This is a genomic window from Salipiger sp. H15, from assembly GCF_040409955.1.
Classification (GTDB): domain Bacteria; phylum Pseudomonadota; class Alphaproteobacteria; order Rhodobacterales; family Rhodobacteraceae; genus Salipiger.
This window is the reverse complement of sequence record NZ_CP123384.1, coordinates 905,765-925,373: the sequence shown is the minus strand read 5'-3', so window position 1 is coordinate 925,373 and position 19,609 is coordinate 905,765. Positions and strand designations below refer to the sequence as shown.

The 19,609-nt window shown below is 68.4% G+C and carries 19 protein-coding genes; 6 read left to right on the top strand and 13 right to left on the bottom strand.

The window, feature by feature from the left end:
* Positions 1-26 precede the first annotated feature (26 nt).
* A complete protein-coding gene (locus tag PVT71_RS04540) occupies positions 27-623 on the bottom strand; it encodes a lytic transglycosylase (protein WP_353473311.1) in 597 nt (198 codons plus the stop codon).
* Between the two features lie 221 nt (positions 624-844).
* Between PVT71_RS04540 and hspQ the strand changes: the two genes are divergently transcribed.
* Positions 845-1,171 carry a heat shock protein HspQ gene (hspQ, locus tag PVT71_RS04535; RefSeq protein WP_353473310.1) on the top strand — a complete coding sequence of 109 codons (327 nt, stop codon included), beginning with the start codon at positions 845-847 and terminating at the stop codon, positions 1,169-1,171.
* 69 nt (positions 1,172-1,240) lie between these two features.
* Here the strand turns inward: hspQ and PVT71_RS04530 are convergent, their stop codons facing one another.
* The 7 genes from PVT71_RS04530 to PVT71_RS04500 all read right to left on the bottom strand — a co-directional run bounded on the left by PVT71_RS04530 (position 1,241) and on the right by PVT71_RS04500 (position 8,657).
* Positions 1,241-2,284: a beta-eliminating lyase-related protein gene (locus tag PVT71_RS04530; RefSeq protein WP_353473309.1), complete on the bottom strand. Its 1,044-nt coding sequence runs from the start codon at positions 2,282-2,284 to the stop codon at positions 1,241-1,243.
* Positions 2,284-2,754: a YcgN family cysteine cluster protein gene (locus PVT71_RS04525; protein WP_353473308.1), complete on the bottom strand. Its 471-nt coding sequence runs from the start codon at positions 2,752-2,754 to the stop codon at positions 2,284-2,286. The genes PVT71_RS04530 and PVT71_RS04525 overlap by 1 nt, the downstream gene beginning before the upstream one ends.
* Positions 2,751-3,683 carry a bifunctional riboflavin kinase/FAD synthetase gene (locus tag PVT71_RS04520; RefSeq protein WP_353473307.1) on the bottom strand — a complete coding sequence of 311 codons (933 nt, stop codon included), beginning with the start codon at positions 3,681-3,683 and terminating at the stop codon, positions 2,751-2,753. The genes PVT71_RS04525 and PVT71_RS04520 overlap by 4 nt, the downstream gene beginning before the upstream one ends.
* A 10-nt stretch (positions 3,684-3,693) precedes the next feature.
* On the bottom strand, positions 3,694-5,163 hold the full coding sequence (locus PVT71_RS04515) for a PLP-dependent aminotransferase family protein (RefSeq protein ID WP_353473306.1): 1,470 nt from the start codon (positions 5,161-5,163) through the stop codon (positions 3,694-3,696).
* Between the two features lie 186 nt (positions 5,164-5,349).
* Positions 5,350-6,003, bottom strand: a complete 654-nt coding sequence (locus tag PVT71_RS04510; protein WP_353473305.1) for a YggS family pyridoxal phosphate-dependent enzyme — start codon at positions 6,001-6,003, stop codon at positions 5,350-5,352.
* Positions 5,994-7,460 carry a sulfotransferase gene (locus PVT71_RS04505; protein ID WP_353473304.1) on the bottom strand — a complete coding sequence of 489 codons (1,467 nt, stop codon included), beginning with the start codon at positions 7,458-7,460 and terminating at the stop codon, positions 5,994-5,996. Before PVT71_RS04505 ends, PVT71_RS04510 begins: the two co-directional genes overlap by 10 nt.
* 147 nt (positions 7,461-7,607) lie before the next feature.
* Complete coding sequence (locus PVT71_RS04500) at positions 7,608-8,657, bottom strand: porin (protein ID WP_353473303.1); 1,050 nt, start codon at positions 8,655-8,657, stop codon at positions 7,608-7,610.
* A 408-nt stretch (positions 8,658-9,065) separates the two neighbouring features.
* On the opposite strand from PVT71_RS04500, the gene PVT71_RS04495 reads away from it, so the two are divergent.
* Positions 9,066-9,446, top strand: coding sequence for a DUF3576 domain-containing protein (locus PVT71_RS04495; RefSeq protein ID WP_353473832.1), 381 nt, complete (start codon positions 9,066-9,068; stop codon positions 9,444-9,446).
* An 85-nt stretch (positions 9,447-9,531) separates the two neighbouring features.
* On the opposite strand, the gene PVT71_RS04490 is transcribed toward PVT71_RS04495, so the two are convergent.
* On the bottom strand, positions 9,532-10,791 hold the full coding sequence (locus PVT71_RS04490) for a glycosyltransferase (protein WP_353473302.1): 1,260 nt from the start codon (positions 10,789-10,791) through the stop codon (positions 9,532-9,534).
* 208 nt (positions 10,792-10,999) lie between these two features.
* Between PVT71_RS04490 and leuS the strand changes: the two genes are divergently transcribed.
* The 3 genes from leuS to holA are packed head-to-tail and all read left to right on the top strand — an operon-like array spanning position 11,000 to position 15,079.
* The gene (gene leuS, locus PVT71_RS04485; protein ID WP_353473301.1) at positions 11,000-13,570 is read left to right on the top strand and encodes a leucine--tRNA ligase; all 2,571 of its coding nucleotides are present in this window, start codon (positions 11,000-11,002) and stop codon (positions 13,568-13,570) included.
* Positions 13,557-14,054 carry an LPS assembly lipoprotein LptE gene (lptE, locus tag PVT71_RS04480; RefSeq protein WP_353473300.1) on the top strand — a complete coding sequence of 166 codons (498 nt, stop codon included), beginning with the start codon at positions 13,557-13,559 and terminating at the stop codon, positions 14,052-14,054. The genes leuS and lptE overlap by 14 nt, the downstream gene beginning before the upstream one ends.
* On the top strand, positions 14,051-15,079 hold the full coding sequence (gene holA / locus PVT71_RS04475) for a DNA polymerase III subunit delta (RefSeq protein ID WP_353473299.1): 1,029 nt from the start codon (positions 14,051-14,053) through the stop codon (positions 15,077-15,079). Before lptE ends, holA begins: the two co-directional genes overlap by 4 nt.
* An 87-nt stretch (positions 15,080-15,166) precedes the next feature.
* Here the strand turns inward: holA and pheS are convergent, their stop codons facing one another.
* The 4 genes from pheS to pyk form a co-directional block, all read right to left on the bottom strand.
* Positions 15,167-16,237 carry a phenylalanine--tRNA ligase subunit alpha gene (gene pheS, locus PVT71_RS04470; RefSeq protein ID WP_353473298.1) on the bottom strand — a complete coding sequence of 357 codons (1,071 nt, stop codon included), beginning with the start codon at positions 16,235-16,237 and terminating at the stop codon, positions 15,167-15,169.
* A gap of 215 nt (positions 16,238-16,452) precedes the next feature.
* A complete protein-coding gene (gene rplT / locus PVT71_RS04465) occupies positions 16,453-16,818 on the bottom strand; it encodes a 50S ribosomal protein L20 (RefSeq protein WP_066102884.1) in 366 nt (121 codons plus the stop codon).
* A 17-nt stretch (positions 16,819-16,835) separates the two neighbouring features.
* Positions 16,836-17,036: a 50S ribosomal protein L35 gene (gene rpmI, locus PVT71_RS04460; RefSeq protein WP_092426082.1), complete on the bottom strand. Its 201-nt coding sequence runs from the start codon at positions 17,034-17,036 to the stop codon at positions 16,836-16,838.
* A gap of 179 nt (positions 17,037-17,215) precedes the next feature.
* Complete coding sequence (gene pyk / locus PVT71_RS04455; RefSeq protein WP_353473297.1) at positions 17,216-18,661, bottom strand: pyruvate kinase; 1,446 nt, start codon at positions 18,659-18,661, stop codon at positions 17,216-17,218.
* 199 nt (positions 18,662-18,860) lie between these two features.
* Between pyk and PVT71_RS04450 the strand changes: the two genes are divergently transcribed.
* The gene (locus PVT71_RS04450; protein WP_353473296.1) at positions 18,861-19,598 is read left to right on the top strand and encodes an N-formylglutamate amidohydrolase; all 738 of its coding nucleotides are present in this window, start codon (positions 18,861-18,863) and stop codon (positions 19,596-19,598) included.
* Positions 19,599-19,609: the final 11 nt, after the last annotated feature.

The following is a 19,609-nucleotide window of genomic DNA, read 5'->3' as shown; positions in this document are numbered from 1 at the left end:
GCCTTCTGCCTTTTTCCGTCAGGGGGTCACCAGCGGCGCGCCTGCCGGCAATTCTCCAGCTGCACCTCGTAGACCACGGCGCGGTTGCCCACGTCCTCGGCCACGCGTAGCAGCCAGGACTTGCCGTTGTAGGTGCCGCGCGAATAGCCGCCGCGGCCCTCGTGGTAGGCGAGGTACTGGTTGCGCGCGTCGCGCAGGCTGATTCCCAGCCGGTCGCGGCTGCCGGCCATGTACCAGCCCATGAAATCCGCCGCGTCGCTGATGTCGTCGCGGTCGGCGCGCCAGCGCCCGGTCTCCTTGAGATACTCGTCCCAGGTGCCGTCGAGCGCCTGGCTGTAACCGAAGGCCGAACTCTGCCGGCCGTAGGGAATCACCCCGAGCGCGTACCGGAAGGGCGTGCGCGCATCCGAGATGAACTTGCTCTCCTGGTAGATCGTCGCCATCTGCACGTGGACGGGAACCCCCCACTTGCGTTCCGCCGCGCGGAAGGCGCGGATGTACTGTGGGCGCTCACGGATGATGGCGCATGCGTCCTCTAGGTCATTGGGGGCGCGGCCTGCACCGCCGCCACCGCAGGACGCCGCCAACAAGACCAGCGTCGCCGCGCGAAGCCATCTGCTCATCTGCCTCTCGCTTTTTTCTGCTCTTATGGAAGTTTTTTGCCTTTTGTTGACAGGGATTTTACCGCAAAGCCACCCGCGTTGGAATCACAATTCTTTCAAGTGGCTCGCGCGGATATCCGCCAAACTGTCGGCCTGGGGTCCACAGTGTGTTTCCGCCGGTGCATGGCAGGGCGTTGGACATGTTGCCGCAAAAATGTCAAAAATTGTTCTCAGAGGTGAACATGCACACAGCGCGCGCCAAATATCATCTGGGCCAGGTCGTTCGGCACCGCAAGCACCCGTTCCGGGGGGTGGTGTTCGACGTCGACCCCGAGTTCAGCAACACCGAGGAATGGTACGAGGCCATTCCCGAGGACTCGCGCCCGCGTCGCGAGCAGCCCTTCTACCACCTGCTGGCCGAGAACGAGCAGAGCTTCTACGTGGCCTATGTCTCGGAACAGAACCTCGTCGCCGATTATTCCGGCGAGCCGGTGGAGCACCCCGACATCCCCGATCTCTTCGGGGCCTTCGTCGATGGCAGCTACGAGCTGCACTTCCAGCTGAACTGAGCGAGTCGCCGGAAGGGGCAAGAGCCTTGGAAGGCTCTTGCAAATTTCTTCGAAGAAATTTGGGCCGCGTCAGGCCGCGTCGCGCAGGGCGTCGACGAAGGCGCTGACGTCCGACGGGGTCAGCGACCAGTCGCAGACCAGCCGGCCGGTCAGCAGCTCGGCATCGTCGCCCTGAAGATCGCCGGTCACGTAGTAGACCGCCCCGGCCTCGAGCACCTTGCGGTGCGCCGCGCGCGGCATCTCGAAGAAGATCATGTTGGCGTGGGTGTCGTTGTGCACCGTCAGCCCGAGCCCCTTCAGCCCCTGCAGCAGCTGGTCGCAGCGCGCGTTGGCCTTCTCTGCAAGTTCCTTCCAGAGGTCACCCTGCAGGTAGGCGTCCATCTGCGCCGCGAGGTAGCGGTGCTTGGAGAAGAGATGCGCGCCGCGCTTGCGGCGGTATTCGAATTCCAGCGCCAGCTCGGGATCGAAGATCACCACCGCCTCGACGCCCATCAACCCGTTCTTGGTGCCGCCGAAGACGCAGATGTCGACGCCGGATTTCCAGCTCATCTCGGCCGGGGTGACGCCGAGCTTGACCGCGGCATTGGCGAAGCGCGCGCCGTCGAGGTGCACCTTCAGCCGGTACTCCTTCGCCACGGCGGTCAGCGCGCGCAGCTCGGCCAGCGTGTAGTAGTTGCCCTTCTCGGTCAGCTGGGTGATCGACACCGGGCCGCGCTTGGGCCCGTGCACGCCGCGGTTGCCCTCGCCCTCGATCGCCGCGCGCAGCGCCTCGGGGGTCATGCGGTCGCTGCCCTTGACCAGTGTCAGCTTGGCGCCGCCGGAGTAGAACTCGGGCGCGTTGCACTCGTCCTCGTGGATATGCGCCACGGGCGAGCAGAACACGGTCGCGTAGGGCGGGCAGAGCGTCGCCAGCGCCAGCGAGTTGGCCGCGGTGCCGGTGGGCACGAGGTAGACCGCCGCCTCGGGCGCCTCGAAGAGGTCGCGGATCCGCTCTGCCACCTGCTGCGACAGCGCGTCCGAACCGTAGCCCGAGGCGTGGCCCTCGTTGGCGCGGGCGATCGCCTCGAGCACCTGCGAAGGGACGGGGCCGGAATTGTCGGAGGCAAAGAACATCAGGTGGGCTCCTCGATGATGTAGTCTTCCCAGTCGTCCTCGCCGACCTCGAACTCGGGCACGGTGCGGCCGCGCATCGAGACGCCGGCGGCGTGCACGCTCTCGGGATCGCCCGAGATCAGCGGGTGCCAGTCGTAGAGCGGCTTGCCCTGCCAGAGCAGGCGGTAGGCGCAGGTCTCGGGCATCCAGTAGGCGTGCTGGTCGATGTTGTCGGGACGCAGGACGATGCATTCCGGCACGAACTGGTGCCGGATCTCGTAGTTCGAGCAGAGGCAGGACTGGTCGTCGAGCAGCCGGCACGAAACGCAGGTCAGCGCGACCTCGCCGGTCTCCTCGTCCTCGAGCTTGTTCAGGCAGCACTTGCCGCAGCCGTCGCAGAGCGCTTCCCACTCCTTGTCGTTCAGCTTGGAAAGCGGCTTGGTTTCCCAGAAGCGCGGGGTCAGCCCGTTGCGGTCGATATGGTCGGTCATAGCGCGTCCAGCACGCGGCGGGCTTCGGCGCTGTCGCGGTCCATCTGGGTGACAAGCGCCTCGAGCCCGTCGAACTTCAGCTCGGGGCGGAGGAACTCGACCAGGCCGACCGACAGCACGGCGCCGTAGAGATCGCCGGAAAAATCGAAGAGGAAGGTTTCGAGGTTGGCGCTGTTCTCGCCGAACATCGGGCGCACGCCCAGCGAGGCGACGCCGTGGTAGCTGCCCCTGTGCGGGCCGGTCAGCACGTCCACCAGCACGGCATAGACGCCGTAGCGCGGCGGGTGCAGCCCGTCGACGCTCATGTTGGCGGTGGGATAGCCGAGGGTGCGACCGAGCTTGTGGCCGCCGATCACCTCGCCCTCGATCCGGTGCCAGTGCCCGAGCTGCGCCTGCGCGGCGCGCGGGTCGCCCTCGGAAAGCGCGCGGCGGATCGCGGTGGAGCTGATCTGCGCCCCGTCGGTGTCGAGGATCTCGGCCACGGTCACGCCAAAGCCCATCTCGGCGCCGAAGCGCTTCAGGTCCTCGACCGTGCCGGCGCGGCCCTTGCCGAAGCAGAAGTCGGCGCCGACCACGACGTGGCTCAGGCCCAGCCCCTCGGTCAGCACCTCGCGGGCGAACTGCTCGGGGGTGAGCGCGGCGAGCGCGGCGTCGAAGCGCAGCTCGTAGAGCCGCTCGACGCCCAGCTTCTCGAGCCGCGAGGCGCGGGCCTTGGCCGACATCAGCCGGAACGGCGGGGCATCGGGGGCGAAGAACTCGCGCGGGTGCGGCTCGAAGGTGAGCACGCCGAAGGGCGCGCCGTCCGCCTTCTCGCGGGCCAGCTCGATCACCGCGCGATGGCCAAGGTGCACGCCATCGAAATTGCCGATGGCGACGCTGGCGCCCCGGTCGCGAGGCTCTGTTGACTGGTAATCCCGGATCGTCCGCATGGGGCAAGCCCTAGCTTTCCCTGCGGGGACGTGCAAGCGCCTGTGCAATGCGCTCCAGCCCCTCGGCGATGCGCTCGGAGGGGATCGAACTGTAGCCCAGCCGGTAGAAGTTGCGCGGCCCGTCCGGGCGCAGGAAGAAGGGTGCGCCCGGCTCGATGAGCACGCCGTCCCGCAGCAGCTCGGCGGAAAGCTCGGCGGTATCGACCCCGCGCGGCGCGCGCATCCAGAAGGACGAGCCGCCGTGGGCCGCGACCCCGGCCACCTCGAGCCCGTTGCGGGCGATCTCTTCCTCCATCACCTGCCGCCGCTGACCCAGCGCGCGGCCGATTCGCCGCACGAGGCTGTCGTAATGGCCAAGGCTCAGGAAATGGGCAGCGGTGCGCTGGATGTGCCCCGGCGGGTGGCGCAGCACCGAGGCGCGCAGGGCGCGGGCCTCGCGGATGAAGGGCTCGGCCCCGACGAGGTAGCCGAGCCGCAGCCCGGGGAAGAGCGACTTCGAGAAGCTGCCGACGTAGACCACGCGCCCGTCGCCATCGAGGCTCTTCAGCGCCGGGGTGGGCGGCTGGAGATAGGCCATCTCGAACTCGTAGTCGTCCTCGACGATCACCGCTTCCAGCTCGCGCGCCCGCTCGAGCAGCGCGCGCCGCCGCGCCAGCGGCAGGGTGGCGCCGCTCGGGCACTGGTGGCCGGGGGTGGTGAAGATCACGTCGGTGCCCTCGGGCACCGCCTCGGGCGGCAGCCCCTGCGCGTCCACCGCGACGGGCGAGAGCGCGCAGCCGGTCTGGCCGAGCAGCACCCGCAGCGCCGGGTAGCTCGGATCCTCGACCGCCGCGCGCCGCCCCGGCGAGAGCAGGATCTGGCTGGCGAGCCAGAGCGCGTTCTGCGCGCCGAGGGTGATGAGGATCTCCTCGGGCCGGGCCTGGATGCCGCGCCGGGGCAGGGTCTGGCGGGCGAGGAACTCGACCAGCTGCGGATCGTCGCGGTCGTAATAGTCCTGCGTCATCGCGCCGAAGTCGCGCGCCCCCAGCGCCTGCACCGCGCAGAGCCGCCAGTTGGCATGGTCGAAGAGCCGCGGGTCGGCCTGGCCGTAGATGAAGGGAAAGCGGAAGGAGGCCCAGTCGGCGGGCCGCTCGGGCACCGCCCCGGCGGCAAAGCGCCGCCCCATGGCGCGCTGCCAGTCGACCCGCTCGGCGCGCGGCGTCTCGGGAAAGTCCGGCGGCTCGGGCGCGCCGTCGGAGATGTAGGTGCCCGAGCGGTCGCGCGCGGTGAGATAGTCGCTTGCCTGCAGCTCGGTATAGGCCAGCGCGACGGTGATCCGGCTGACCCCGAGATGCGCCGCCAGCCGCCGCGTCGAGGGCATCTTCTCGCCGCGCCGGAACCGGCCCGAGAGCACGCCCTCGGCCACCATCTGCTGGATCCGCGCCTGCAGCGTGCCCTGATCGCCGGGGCGCAGGAAGAAGGTCTCGACCGGGATTGCCATCGGCGCACTCTATCCTGCGCTGCAGGGAGGGGAAGGGGGGCGCTGCCCCCCTCGGCGCTGCGCGCCTCACCCCCCGGGATATTTGAAACATGTGGAAGCCTCGGGGCGCCCCGGCTTCCACATGTTTCAAATATCCCCGCCGGAGGCAGGCCGTCCGGTGCCGCGTGCGCGGCGCCGGGGCGGGGCTCAGGTGTGGTCGCGCTCGCCGAAGATCGCCGAGCCGACGCGCACATGTGTGGCGCCGAGGGCGATGGCCTGCTCGAAATCCGAGCTCATGCCCATCGACAGCCCCTCGAGCCCGTTGCGCGCGGCGATCTTGCCGAGCAGGGCGAAATGCAGGCTCGGGGTCTCGTCCACCGGCGGGATGCACATCAGCCCCCTGAGCGGCAGGTCGAGGCTACGCACCTCGGCGATGAAGGCATCGGCCTCGGCGGGCAGGATGCCGGCCTTCTGCTCCTCCTCGCCGGTGTTCACCTGCACGAAGAGCTCGGGGCAGTGGCCGAGCTCCTGCGCCAGCCGCGCCAGCGTGGTGGCGAGCTTCGGCCGGTCGACCGAGTGGATGGCCGAGAAGAGCTGCATCGCCTGCCGCGCCTTGTTGGTCTGCAGCGGGCCGATGAGATGCACCCGCGCGTCGGGGAAGCGCTCCTGGAAGGCCGGCCACTTTCCAGCGGCCTCCTGCACCTTGTTCTCGCCGAAGAGCCGGTGGCCTTGCGCCAGCACCGCCTCGACGCGGTCGTCCGGCTGCACCTTGCTGACCGCGATCAGCTGCGCCGAGCCGGGGGCGCGGCCGGCCTTCTTCTCGGCCTTCGCGATGCGTGCCTTGATGTCGTTCAGTCCCATGGTTCCTCTCCCCAGGCTTCGATGAAGGGCGCCAGTTCGGTTTCGTATTTCCGCCAGGCCTGCGCCGAGCCGCGGTAGATCGGCTGGCGCGCCTGGCTGACGCTGAGCGTCTTCACCGCGCCCGCGCTCTCGTGCGACTCGAGGCAGGCGGGATCCCAGCCCAGCCCCGCCGCGGCGACCAGCGCGCGCGACTGGCCCTCGGGGTCCGCGACGAGATCCTCGTAGCGAATCTGGTGGATGCGGTCCGGCAGAGCCTCTTTCCAATGCGCGACGCTGGCGCGGAAGCGCTTGATGACGGTGGCGATCTCGGCGAGGTCGCTGGCATAGCGGTGGGTGCCGAGCACGAAGTGGTTCTTGTAGATCGACAGCGCGATGTCGCGCGGGTCGCGGTGCACCACGATGATCCGCGCGCCGGGAAGGGCGTGGTCGAGCAGGCCGAAGACCAGGTGGCAGAGAATCGACTTGTCGGTGATCACGCCGGTGCCACGCCCGGCGTCGCGCGCGGCGAGGCGCATGTAATGCTCGGCGAAGGCGGCGACGCGGGCGGGGGGCTCCTGCGTGATCGGCCGCATCTGCTCGCCGGCGCCGAAATAGCCGTAGGCCAGCTTCAGCGCGTGGCCGAGCTCGCCGCCCGCGGCGACCTCGGGATGGGCGCCGAGGATGCGCTCGACCAGCGTGGTGCCCGAGCGAGGCATGCCGGTGACGAAGACCGGGCGCAGCGCCGGGGTGCCCGCGGGCGCGGGGGTGAGCCCCGCCTGCGCCTTGCGCACGGCGGCGAACTCGCGCGCCTGCGCGGCGCTGTCGAAGGGCGCGGCCTTGCGCTGCAGCGCGTTGGCGCGGGCGAGGTAGGGGAAGACGCGGGTCGTCTGGCCGGTCTCCTCCATCGCCTTGGCCAGCGCGAAGCCGAGGTGCATGCGGTGCCGGTCCGAAAGGTCGCGCCGGGCCCAGAGCCGCTCCATCGCGACCAGCAGCGGATCACCGGCGGCGAGTTTCTTGGTGGCGAGGAAGATGCGGTAGAGCTCGGTCTCGTCGGGGTGACGCTTGATGAGCGCCCGGAACAGCGTCTCGGCCTCGTCGAAGCGTCCGAGCAGCTGCAGGTAATGGGCCTTGTCGGCGCGCGGCTTGATCGCCTTCGGATCCGCCGCGATCTGCCGGTCGAGCGCGGCCAGCGCATCCTCGGGGCGGCCGAGGGCCCGGTAGCGTTCGGCGGCCATGGCGGTGACCTGCGGCTGCGTCGGGGCGAGCGCCACGGCGCGGTCGAGGTAGCGCAGGCAGGCGTCGCGGTCGCCCTGTTCGAAGCAGATCTGCGACAGCTGGAAGGCGAGGTCGCCACGGCCCGGCTCGGAGGGAAGCACCTCTTCCAGCGCGGCGCGGGCCTCGCCGAGGCGGCCCTGGGCGAGGGCGGGGCGGACCTTGTCGAGCAGGCTGGCCTTGCGCGCGGCCGAGAGTGGCAGCATGGGGATCCCCCGTCTTGCGTCTTGTGTCTTGCGCCCGGTGCCGTGGCCGGGCGGTCGTCTTGCGCGACCGTTCTGCCCGCTGGGCGCGCAAAAGAAAAGAGCGGGCCGAAGCCCGCTCTTCCCTGATCAGTCCAATCTCAGATGAGATTAGAAGGACATCGCCAGGCCGATCGAGAAGGTATCGTCTTCGTCGAACTTGGTGCCTTTGCTGTTGATCTGCTCGTTGTCGAAGCTCGAGTGGCCGTAGCCAGCTTGTGCAACGAGGCCACCGCCGAGATCGTAGTTCACGGCAATGCCGTAGCCTTCGCGGCCGCCGGCATCATCGAAGTCGTACGCGCCGTAGTTCACACCGACGGACAGAGCGTTCATCGAGTAGCCGAAGCCGAGGCCCCAATGGTCGCCGCTGTCGACTGCGAAATCGTCTTCGCCCTGGATGTCGCTGTAGGTCGCGCCAACTTCGAAGCCGCCTGCGAAGGCAACGGTCGCGCCCACGCCCCAGACTTCAGCCCACTCGTCGAGCTTCAGGTAGCCAAGGCCAGCGTTCAGGTCGAGGCCCGAGAATTCGCCTTTGTAGCCAACGCCTGCCGACCACAGGGTCTCGCCCGAGTCTGCGCGGCCGAAGGTCTTGGTGTCGGTGGCTGCGTCGTACGCGGTCACGAAATCGCTGGGCTTCGAGCCGTCTGCGATCTGCTCGGCCGAACCCGAGAAGGTGATGCCGCCGAGGGCGTAGTCGAAGCGTGCGATCTGGCCGTCGGAGCCGTTCACGCCGCCGTCGAACTCTGCGCCGTCGTTGAAGCCAGCGTGCACGGTTTCGTCGTCAGCGATCGAGCCTGCGCCGCCGAGGTTCATCTCGGGAACGATCTTGTCGTATGCCGAGTCGGTGTCGCCCATGGTCAGGGTCGCGCCGCCGTACGAAACGAACAGTGCCTCACCGCCCTGCTGCCAGGGGTTGGTGAACGGCTTCTGTGCTTCGTCGAGGTCGATGTTCGCACCGAACACCAGGCCGTTGTCGGCTTCGCCGGACATGGTGAAGGTCAGGTCGATGTCGGTGAAGAACTGAACTTCGTCGTTCTTTTGATCGAAGCGGTTGCCGGGGTTGTAGATACCCATTTCAGCGTAACCGGACAGCGTGACTTCCGCCGAGGCGATGCCTGCGGTTGCAACCAGCGCGGTGGAAGCAAACAGAATCTTTTTCATTGTTTCCCTCATGTGTTCTAAGGCACGTACCAATCCGGGTAGCCCGGCCTTGATGGCCACTTCTATGCGCTTGGGGCTCGGGCTCTGGCAACCCGTCGCTGGGTCAGCGCCCCACGAAGCGGATCAGTGATGCCCAATTGCCACAAAAATATCATGGGGGTTTCAATGTCCTGCCGCCGCGTCCGGGGTGGGCGCGGAGCCCCGCCGGGCCGCCGGGATTGACGGCTTGTTATACGCGGTGCCCGCGGGTATGCAGGGTCAAAGAACCGGACGGGCAGGAGCTTTGATTTCATGATGTATGAGCGGTTTGCAAAGGGTCTTGCCCTCGTCGCGCTGGCGCTGGGTCTGGCGGCCTGCTCGCAGAGCGGAACCCAGCAGATGGCGCAGACCCGGTCTGCCGACGAGATCATGGAAGCCGACGTCTACGACGGGCGCGGCGCTCCCGATTCCACCGTCTGGGACATTTTCAAGGCGAAGCCGGACGCCGGCCGCGTCGGCGCGGTGAACAAGTACATCTGGAACGCCTCGCTGCAGGTGCTGGACTTCCTGCCTGTGGAATCCGTGGACCCGTTCACCGGCGTGATCACCACCGGCTACGGCACGCCGCCGGGCGGCGGCACCGCCTACCGCGCGACCATCCTCGTGTCGGACCCGGCGCTGGACGCGCGCTCGCTCAACGTCGCGCTGATGACCCGCTCGGGCCCGGCCAGCGCCTCGGCGGTGCATGCGGTCGAGGATGCGATCCTCACCCGCGCGCGGCAGTTGCGCGCCATCGACGGCAAGATCTGATCCTTCGCCGCCCACGCGGAGGCGGAATTGCAGAGGTCCGGGTGCAAGCCCGGGCCTTTTGCGTTGCGGCCTTTTGCCTTGTCGCTCAGTCGCGGGGCGGCCGGGGCTCGAGCCCGGCGAGCCGGGTCACCCAGTCCACGTGCTGCGGCAGGCAGTGGCTGCGCAGGTCGTAGTTGGCACGGACGTGCGCGCGGGCGGCACGCCCCAGCCGGTCGCGCGCCTGCGCATCGTCGAGCAGGGCGCAGAGCCGCTCGACCAGCGCGGCGGGATCGAAGAAATCCACCATCCAGCCGGTCTCGTCCTCGGTGAGCACCTCGCGCACCGGCGCGGTGTCGCTGGCGAGAATCGCGCAGCCCGCGCTCATCGCCTCGAGCAGCGACCAGCTGAGCACGAAGGGGTAGGTGAGGTAAACATGCGCCCGGCTCACCTGGATCATCGACAGGTAGCGGTCATAGGGCACGCGGCCGAGGAAGTGCACGCGCGCCCAGTCGGCATCGGGGATCTGCCCGCGCACCTCGTCGATGAAGACCTGCTTCCAACTCGTGCCGTCCGGGGCCTTGGCGCCGTAGCTCACCTCGTCGCCGCCGATCAGCGTGACTTCGGCCTTGGGACGGCGGCGCAGGATCTCGGGCAGGGCGCGCATGAAGACGTGATAGCCCCGGTAGGGCTCAAGGTTGCGGTTGATGAAGGTGATCACCTCGTCGTCGCGGGTCAGCACCCGGCCATCCGCAAGCTCGAGCCGGGCGGCGGGGTTCGGCACGACGAGGTCGGTGTCGATGCCGTCATGGGCGACGGTGAGCCGGTCCTGCCAGGGCTCGGGGAAGGTGCCCGCCTGGAAGCAGGTGGGGCTGATCCCGGCGTCCATGACCTCTTCGTGCATCCGGTTGTTGAGGTTCTTCATCCGGATCCGCTGCACGTCGCCCATCGAGATGGTCTTGCCGAACTCGGGATCGAAGCTGAGGAAGTCCGGCGTGGTCAGGTGGTAGAGCTCGCAGTAGAGCCCGAGCCGCGCCCGCGGCCAGACATCCTTGAGGAACAGGCTCTCGCCCCAGCCGTGATGGGCCAGAATCACGTCGGGCTCGTAGCCCTGCCGCTTGAGCGTCAGCGCGGCGTTGCAGCAGCTGACCCCGCGCAGAATCTTCGTCTCGAAATCCATCAGGTAGGAATGGATGCCGCGGGTGCTGCTGCCGCGGATCTCGTAGGGCAGGACACGCACCCCGTTCCAGCGCGTGGGCTCCTTGACCTTCGGGGTCAGGGCGGTGACCTCATGTCCGAGGCGGACGAGTTCCGGCGCGAGATGTTTGTATTGGCCGGGGAAATTCTGGTGAATACAAAGTATCTTCATGATCTTCGGTACGACAAAGGCGATCCGCCCAGTGTTCCACGGGCGCGCGCCCATGCCCACGCCGAAAGCGCCGCGGAGTTGATTTCACCGCCCCAAGGTTGCGGAAATGTCGCCCGTGCGGCCCGCTGCGGGGGCCCGGGCACTGGACGTCAGGCAGGGCCTGCCCTATCACCCGCCAAGACCCATCCGCTCCGAGGGACAAGAGATTATGTCGCGCTACGACCCCGCCACGATCGAGCCGAAATGGCAGGCCGCCTGGGAAGACGCCCTGACCTTCAAGGCCACCCGCTCGGCAGACAAGCCGAAATACTACGTGCTCGAGATGTTCCCCTATCCCTCGGGCCGCATCCACATCGGCCACGTGCGGAACTACACGATGGGCGACGTGATCGCCCGCTACAAGAAGCAGAACGGCTTCAACGTGCTGCACCCGATGGGCTTCGACGCCTTCGGCATGCCGGCCGAGAACGCCGCCATGGCCTCGGGCGGTCACCCCAAGGACTGGACCTATTCCAACATCGACACGATGGTCGCGCAGATGAAGCCGCTGGGCTTCGGGCTCGACTGGTCGCGCATGTTCGCCACCTGCGATCCGGAATACTACGGCCAGCAGCAGGCGCTCTTCCTCGACATGCTCGAGGCCGGGCTGGTCTACCGCAAGAACGCCGTGGTGAACTGGGACCCGGTCGACATGACCGTGCTTGCCAACGAGCAGGTCGAGAACGGCCGCGGCTGGCGCTCGGGCGCGCTGGTCGAGCGCAAGGAACTCACCCAGTGGTTCTTCAAGATCTCGGACTTCTCGGGCGAGCTGCTCGACGCGCTCGACACGCTCGATGACTGGCCCGCCAAGGTGAAGCTGATGCAGGCGAACTGGATCGGCCGCTCGCGCGGGCTGCAGTTCTCCTTCGACACCATCGAGGCCCCCGCCGGCTTCGAGCGGATCGAGTGCTACACCACCCGTCCCGACACGCTGATGGGCGCGTCCTTCGTCGGCATCTCGCCCGACCACCCGCTCGCCAAGGAGCTGGAGAAGGACAACGCCGAGGTCGCCGCCTTCGTCGCCGAGTGCCGCCGCATGGGCACCTCTGAGGAAGAGCTGGAGAAGGCCGAGAAGCGCGGGCTCGACACCGGCATCAAGGTCCGTCACCCGTTCGATCCGGACTGGGAGCTGCCGGTCTACATCGCCAACTTCATCCTCATGGACTACGGCACCGGCGCGATCTTCGGCTGCCCGGGCCACGACCAGCGCGACCACGACTTCTGCGGCAAGTACGGCCTGCCGATCGTCGAGACCTTCGTCCCGCTCGAGGGCGAGATCGACATCCTCAAGGAACCCTTCGTTCCCGCCAAGACCGAGAAGGTGCGCTACACCCGCCTCGTCGCCGGGACCGAGGTGCAGACCGGCGAGGAGGGCGTGAACGCCGCCGTCGATTTCTGTGCCGCGAAAGGCATCGGCGAGGGCGTCACCAAGTACCGCCTGCGCGACTGGGGCCTGTCGCGCCAGCGCTACTGGGGCTGCCCGATCCCGGTCGTGCATTGCGAGGCCTGCGGCGTCGTGCCCGAGAAGAAGGAAAACCTGCCGGTCAGCCTGCCCTACGACGAGGACGGCAAGCCGATCGACTTCTCGGTGCCCGGCAACCCGCTCGACCGTCACCCCTCGTGGCGTGACTGCGCCTGCCCGTCCTGCGGCGCCCCGGCGCGTCGCGAGACCGACACGATGGACACCTTCGTCGACTCGAGCTGGTACTTCGCCCGCTTCACCTCGCCGCGCGCCGGAACCCCGGTCGACATGGCCGAGGCCGAGTACTGGATGAACGTCGACCAGTACATCGGCGGCATCGAGCACGCGATCCTGCACCTGCTGTACTCGCGCTTCTTCGCCCGCGCGATGAACATCACCGGCCACCTGCCGGAGAAGTCCAAGGAGCCGTTCAACGCACTCTTCACCCAGGGCATGGTGACCCACGCGATCTACCAGACGCGCAACGCCGACGGCCGCCCGGTCTACCACTACCCCGAGGCGGTGGAGCTGCGCGACGGCAAGGGCTTCCTCAAGGACGGCACCGAGGTCGAGATCATCCCCTCGGCCAAGATGTCGAAGTCGAAGAACAACGTCGTCGACCCCGTGGCGATCATCGGCCAGTACGGCGCCGATACCGCGCGCTGGTTCGTGCTGTCGGACAGCCCGCCCGAGCGTGACGTGGAATGGACCGCCTCGGGCGCCGAGGCAGCCTCGAAGCACCTCGCCCGGGTCTACCGCATCGCCGCCGAGATCGCCGCGTCGGACGCCCCCGCTGGGGACGAGGATGCCGCGCTGCTGCGCGAGATGCACAAGGCGATCCATGACGTGACCATGGGCGTGGACAGCTTCGGCTTCAACGCGGCCATCGCCAAGCTCTACGCCTTCACCGCCACCCTCGCGAAATCGCAGGCGGGCGCGGCGGCGAAGAAGCAGGCCGCCAAGGTCCTTGCGCAGCTGATGTCGCCGATGACCCCGCACCTCTCCGAGGAAATCTGGCAGCTGCTGGGCGGCGAAGGTCTCATCGCCAACGCCGCATGGCCGAAGGCGGACGAGGCGATGCTGGTCGAGGACAGCGTCACCCTGCCGATCCAGGTCAACGGCAAGCGCCGCGGCGAACTCACCGTTCCCAAGGACATGATCAAGGAAGAGATTGAAAAACTCGTCCTCGCGCACGAAGCTGTGGTGCGGACCCTCGAAGGGGCCGCGCCGAAGAAGCTCATCGTTGTGCCTGGCCGGATCGTCAATGTGGTCGCCTGATCGAAGAACCCTGCTTGCAGCCTGCGGCGCCCTCGGGCTCGCGGGCTGCGGCTTCACCCCGGCCTACGGGCCGCAGGGGGGCGGGCAGCGCCTGCTGGGGCAGATCGCCCTGGTCGAGCCCGACTCGCCCAACGCCTATCTCTTCAACCGCCGGTTCGAGGAACGGCTCGGCCGCGCCGCCCCCGGCGCGCCCTACCGGCTCGACACGCGGCTGAGGACCAGCACCTCCGGCCACGGCTCGCTCGCCGACGGCAACACCACGCGCATCCGCGTGGTCGGCGACGTCAGCTTCACCCTGCGCGATGCCGCCACCGAGACGGCGCTGAGCTCGGGCGACACCTCCTCCTTCACCGGCTATTCCACCACCGGCTCCACCGCCGCCACCCAGGCGGCCGAGCGCGACGCCGAGGAGCGGCTGATGGTCATGCTCGCCGACCGGGTGATCGACCGGCTGCTGCTGGCCGCGGCGGACCTGCCGCGATGAAGCTGGCGGGGCGCGAGGCGCAGGCCTTCTTCCGCAAGCCGGATCCAAGCCGCGCGGGCGTGCTGCTCTACGGCGAGGATGCCATGCGCGTGGCGCACCGGCGGCAGGAGATCATCGCCGCCCTCGTCGGCCCCGAGGCCGAGGCCGAGATGCGCCTCACCCGCATGGGCGGTGCCGACCTGCGCAAGGATCCCGCGCTGCTGCTCGACGCGGTGAAGGCGCAGGGCTTCTTTCCCGGCCCGCGCGTGGTCTTCGTCGAGGAGGCCTCCGACGGGCTCGCCAAGGTGATGGGCGCGGCGCTGACCGACTGGCGCCCGGGCGACGCGCAGATCATCGTCACCGCCGGCTCGCTCACCGCCAAGTCCGCGCTGCGCAAGCTCTTCGAGGCCGCGCCCGCGGCGCTGGCCATCGGCATCTATTCCGACCCGCCGGGCCGCGACGAGATCGAGGCGGCGCTCGCAAAGGCCGGGCTCACCCAGGTCGACCGCGCCGCCTTCGACGCGCTCGAGCATCTCGCCCGCGCGCTCGAGCCCGGCGACTTCCGGCAGGTGCTGGAGAAGCTCGCGCTCTACAAGCTCGACGATCCCGCGCCGCTGACCCCGGCGGAGGTGGCGCTCTGCGCCCCCGCCTCGATCGAGGCCGAGCTCGACGACATCCTCAACGTCGTGGCCGAGGGCCGCTCGCCCGAGATCGGCCCGCTGATGCAGCGGCTCTCGGGGCAGGGGGTCGCGCCGGTCACTCTGCTGATCATGGCCATGCGCCACTTCCGCGTGCTCTACGCGCTGGCCTCGGCCCAGGGCGGGCCGCAGGCCGGGGTGCAGCGCCTGCGCCCGCCGCTCTTCGGCCCGCGCCGCGACCGCATGCTGCGCCAGGCCTCGAACTGGAACGCCGACCGGCTCGAGGATGCGCTCGGGATGCTGATGGAGACCGACCTCTCGATCCGCTCCGCCGGCGCCCGCGCCCCCGCCATGGCCCTCGTCGAGCGCAACTTCGTGCGCCTCGCCTGGCTCGCCTCGCGGCGCTGACAGCGGCGCATCCACCCGTCCCAAAACCGCAAAGAAAAAGGCCCGGCGCTTGCGCACCGGGCCTTCTGTCTCGTTGTGCACCGCGCCTCAGCGCGAGAGGCCGCCGTGCAGCGTCGGCATGTCGAGCGAGGCAAAGCCGTAGTGGCGCAGCCAGCGCAGGTCCGAATCGAAGAAGGCGCGCAGGTCGGGGATGCCGTATTTCAGCATGGCGATCCGGTCGATCCCCATGCCGAAGGCAAAGCCCTGCCACTCGTTCGGGTCGATCCCGCCGGCCTGCAGCACCTTGGGGTGCACCATGCCCGAGCCCAGCACTTCCAGCCAGTCGTCACCCTCGCCGACGGTGACCGAGCCGTCCTTCCACTGGCACTGGATGTCCACCTCGGCCGAGGGCTCGGTGAACGGGAAGTGCGAGGCGCGGAAGCGGGTCTTCACCGAGCGGCCGAAATAGGCCGAGAAGAACTCCTCCAGCACCCACTTGAGGTTCGCCATCGAGATGTCCTTGTCGATGGCAAGCCCCTCGACCTGATGGAACATCGGCGTGTGGGTCTGGTCGTAGTCAGCGCGGTAGACGCGGCCCGGGCAGATGATCCGGGTGGGCGCGCCGCCGGCTTCCATCGAGCGGATCTGCACCGGCGAGGTATGGGTGCGCAGCACGTGCGGCGGGCGGTCGTCCCCTTCGGCGCGGTGCATGTAGAACGTGTCCATCTCGGCGCGGGCCGGGTGGTGGCCGGGGATGTTCAGCGCGTCGAAGTTGTACCAGTCGGTCTCGACCTGCGGGCCCTCGGCGACGGCAAAGCCCATGTCGGCAAAGATCGCGGTGCACTCTTCCCAGACCTGGCTGACGGGGTGGATGCTGCCGACGCGGCGGCTCCGGCCCGGCAGGGTCACGTCGAGCCACTCCGCCTGCAGCCGCTCGTTCAGCGCGGCATCGGCCAGCGCCGCCTTCTTGGCGCCGAGCGCGGCGTTGATCTCGTCCTTCAGCGCGTTGAGCTTCGGCCCCATGAGCTGGCGCTCCTCGGGGCTCATCTTGCCCAGTTCGCGCATCTGCAGGCTGATCTCGCCCTTCTTGCCGACGGCCTGCACCCGCAGATCCTCAAGCGCGGATTCATCCGCCGCCTTGCCAATCAGGTCGATATACTTGTCGCGCAGGTCGTCCATTCCGGGCCTCTTCCGAGCATCTATTCGGGTTCGTGCAGTACCGGCTGCGGGTCCGGCGCGCAAGGGCGGGGGCCGCCTGCCGCTTCCACTTGTCGAAAATATCCCGGGGGAGCCGCGCCCCGCGCGGCGGGGGCAGAGCCCCCCTCCGATCCCGCCAAACGAAAAACGCCGCCCCCGGGGGAGCGGCGTTTCCTGAAGTCTGCCGTTGGCGCCTATCAGGCTGCCAGCGCGCCCTTCGCCTGGTCGACGATGGCGTTGAAGGCTTCCGGCTCGTGCACGGCGAGATCCGCCAGCACCTTGCGGTCGACTTCGATGCCGGCCAGGTTCAGGCCGTTGATGAACTTCGAGTAGGTCAGAGCCTCGTCATGTGCGCGCACTGCCGCGTTGATCCGCTGGATCCACAGGGCGCGGAAGTTGCGCTTGCGGTTCTTGCGGTCGCGGGTCGCGTACTGGTTGGCCTTGTCGACGGCCTGGGCTGCAACCTTGAAGGTGTTCTTGCGGCGGCCGTAGTAACCTTTGGCTGCCTTGATGACCTTCTTGTGACGGGCGTGGGTGACGACACCACCTTTGACTCGTGCCATTGTTCAGCTCTCCTATATCAGCGGTCGTAGGGCATGTAGCCCTTGACGATTTTCGCGTCGGGAGCCGACAGCGTGGTCGTGCCGCGCGCGTCGCGGATGAATTTCGTGGTGCGCTTGATCATGCCGTGGCGCTTGCCTGCCTGACCAGCGACGATCTTGCCGGTCGCGGTGACCTTGAAGCGCTTCTTGGCGCTCGACTTCGTCTTCATCTTGGGCATTTTCGTCTCCTTAACGAAGTGCGTACTGGCGCGACTCGGCATGCCGCAATGGGCCGGCCGCGCGGTTAGAGGCGCCCCTATAGGCGGGGGGCCGGATATTTGCAAGCCGGATTCGCCACCGGAAGGGGGGAGGGGCCGCACCCGCAGCCGGGCGCGGCCCCGTCCCTGTCAGCCGCGGATCACTCGGGATCGGTCGAGTAGATCAGCCGCTCGTCGCAGGGGGCGACGCGCAGGATGTTGGTGGTGCCCGACATGTTGAAGGGCACGCCCGCGGTCACCACGATCTGGTCCTCGGTGCCGGCATAGCCCTGCGCCCGCGCCGCGCGCGCGGCATTGACCACCGCCTGCTTGAAGCGCTCGAGCTCGCCGGTCATCACGCAATGGGTGCCCCAGGTCAGCGACAGGCGCCGCGCCGTGCCGCGCAGCGAGGTCATCGCGATGATCGGCACCCGCGGGCGCTCGCGCGCGACCAGCGCCGCCGTGGTGCCTGAGGAGGTGAAGCAGCAGATCGCCTTCACGTTGGCGGTCTCGGCGATCTCGCGCGCCGCGGCGACGATGCCGTCGGCCACGGTGGCGCGCTGGATGTTGCGCGAGTTCTCCATGACCTCGGTGAAGGTCGGGTCCTTCTCGACGCTGATGGCGACGTTGTTCATCGTCGTCACCGCCTCGACCGGGTATTGCCCGGCGGCGGATTCGGCCGAGAGCATCACCGCGTCGGCGCCCTCGTAGATGGCGGTCGCCACGTCCGAGACCTCGGCGCGGGTCGGCATCGGGCTCTCGATCATCGATTCAAGCATCTGCGTCGCCACGATCACCGGCTTGCCGGCGGCGCGGCACTTGCGGATCAGCCGCTTCTGGATCGGCGGCACCGCCTGCACCGGCAGCTCGACGCCGAGATCGCCGCGCGCCACCATGACCCCGTCCGAGACCTTGAGGATCTCGTCAAAGGCCTTCACCGCCGCGGGCTTCTCGATCTTCGACAGGATCGCGGCGCGGCCGTCGCAGAGCTTGCGCGCCTCTTCCACGTCCTCGGGACGCTGCACGAAGCTCAGCGCCAGCCAGTCGACGCCGAGCGCCGCGGCGAATTCGAGATCGTCCCGGTCCTTCTCCGAGAGCGCCGCCAGCGGCAGCACCACGTCGGGCACGTTGACCCCCTTGCGGTTCGAGATCGTGCCCCCCGCCTCGACCACGCAATTGGCGAAATCCTCGCCGCATTCCTCGACCCGCAGGCGGATCTTGCCGTCGTTCACCAGCAGGTGCGCGCCGACGCCGAGCGCCTGGAAGATCTCGGGATGGGGCAGGCAGACCCGCTTGACCGTGCCCGGCGCGGTGTCGAGGTCGAGACGGAAGGTCTCGTCCCATTCCAGCTCTTCCGAGCCATTGGCGAACTCGCCCACGCGCAGCTTCGGACCCTGCAGGTCGGCGAGGATCGCGATCGGGCTGTCGAGGTCCTTTTCCACCTGGCGGATCGCCCGGTGCAGCTTGGTGATGTCCTCGTGGCTGCCGTGGCTCATGTTGAGTCGGAACACGTCCGCCCCGGCCTCGTGCAGCGTGCGGATCATCTCGTAGGTGTTGCTCGCCGGCCCGAGCGTGGCCACGATCTTGACTTTGCGCAAACGTCTCATCTGAAACTCCTGGACCTCCTGCCCGCGCCCGGTTGATCCGGGGGTCTTCGCCTGGGCCTTCCTGGTCAGCGTCATGGTTCAACTTTGAACCGGCCGCCAACAGTTATCGCTAACATGCGCCCCTTTTATTGTCGAATTCCCTTCGCGGTGCAACTCATCTACACACGGTCCCACAGTCGCTGCAAACTGCGAAAAGAAGATGACTCACACGGCATATCACATCGAGGGGGCGGCGCGGAAAGGCAGGTTCCTCGTTACCTGCGACCATGCGACCAACAGCGTGCCCGCCGAGCTCGGCGGATGCCTCGGACTGCCGCCCGAGGACATGGCGCGCCACATCGCCTACGACATCGGCGCGCTCGGCACCGCCCGCGCCCTGGCCGAGGCGCTCGACAGCCCCTTCGTCTGGACCGACTTCTCGCGCCTCGTCATCGACCCCAACCGCGGCGAGGACGATCCGACGCTGCTGATGCGGCTCTACGACGGCTCGATCATCCCCGGCAACCGCCACGCCGACGACGCCGAACGCGCGCGCCGGACCGAGGCCTACTGGCGCCCCTATCACGATGCCGTGGCCGGGCTCCTCGAAAAGCGCCCCGAGCTGGCGCTGATCGCCGTGCATTCCTTCACCCCGCAGCTGCGCGGCCGCCTGCCGCGGCCCTGGCACGTGGGCATCCTGCACGGCTGGGATTCGCGCCTGTCGGACGCGCTGCTTGACTTGCTCGCGGCGCAACCCGATCTGGTGGTGGGGCGCAACGAGCCCTATCCCGGCCACCTGCCGGGCGACTCGGTGCACCGCCACGCGCTGCAACACGGCCGCCACAACACGCTGATCGAGCTGCGCAACGATCTCATCGCCGAGCCCGGAGCGCAGCAGGACTGGGGCCGCCGCCTCGCGCCGCTGCTGAAGACCGCGCTCGCCCGCGCCCCCGACTGAGAGGAGAGAGA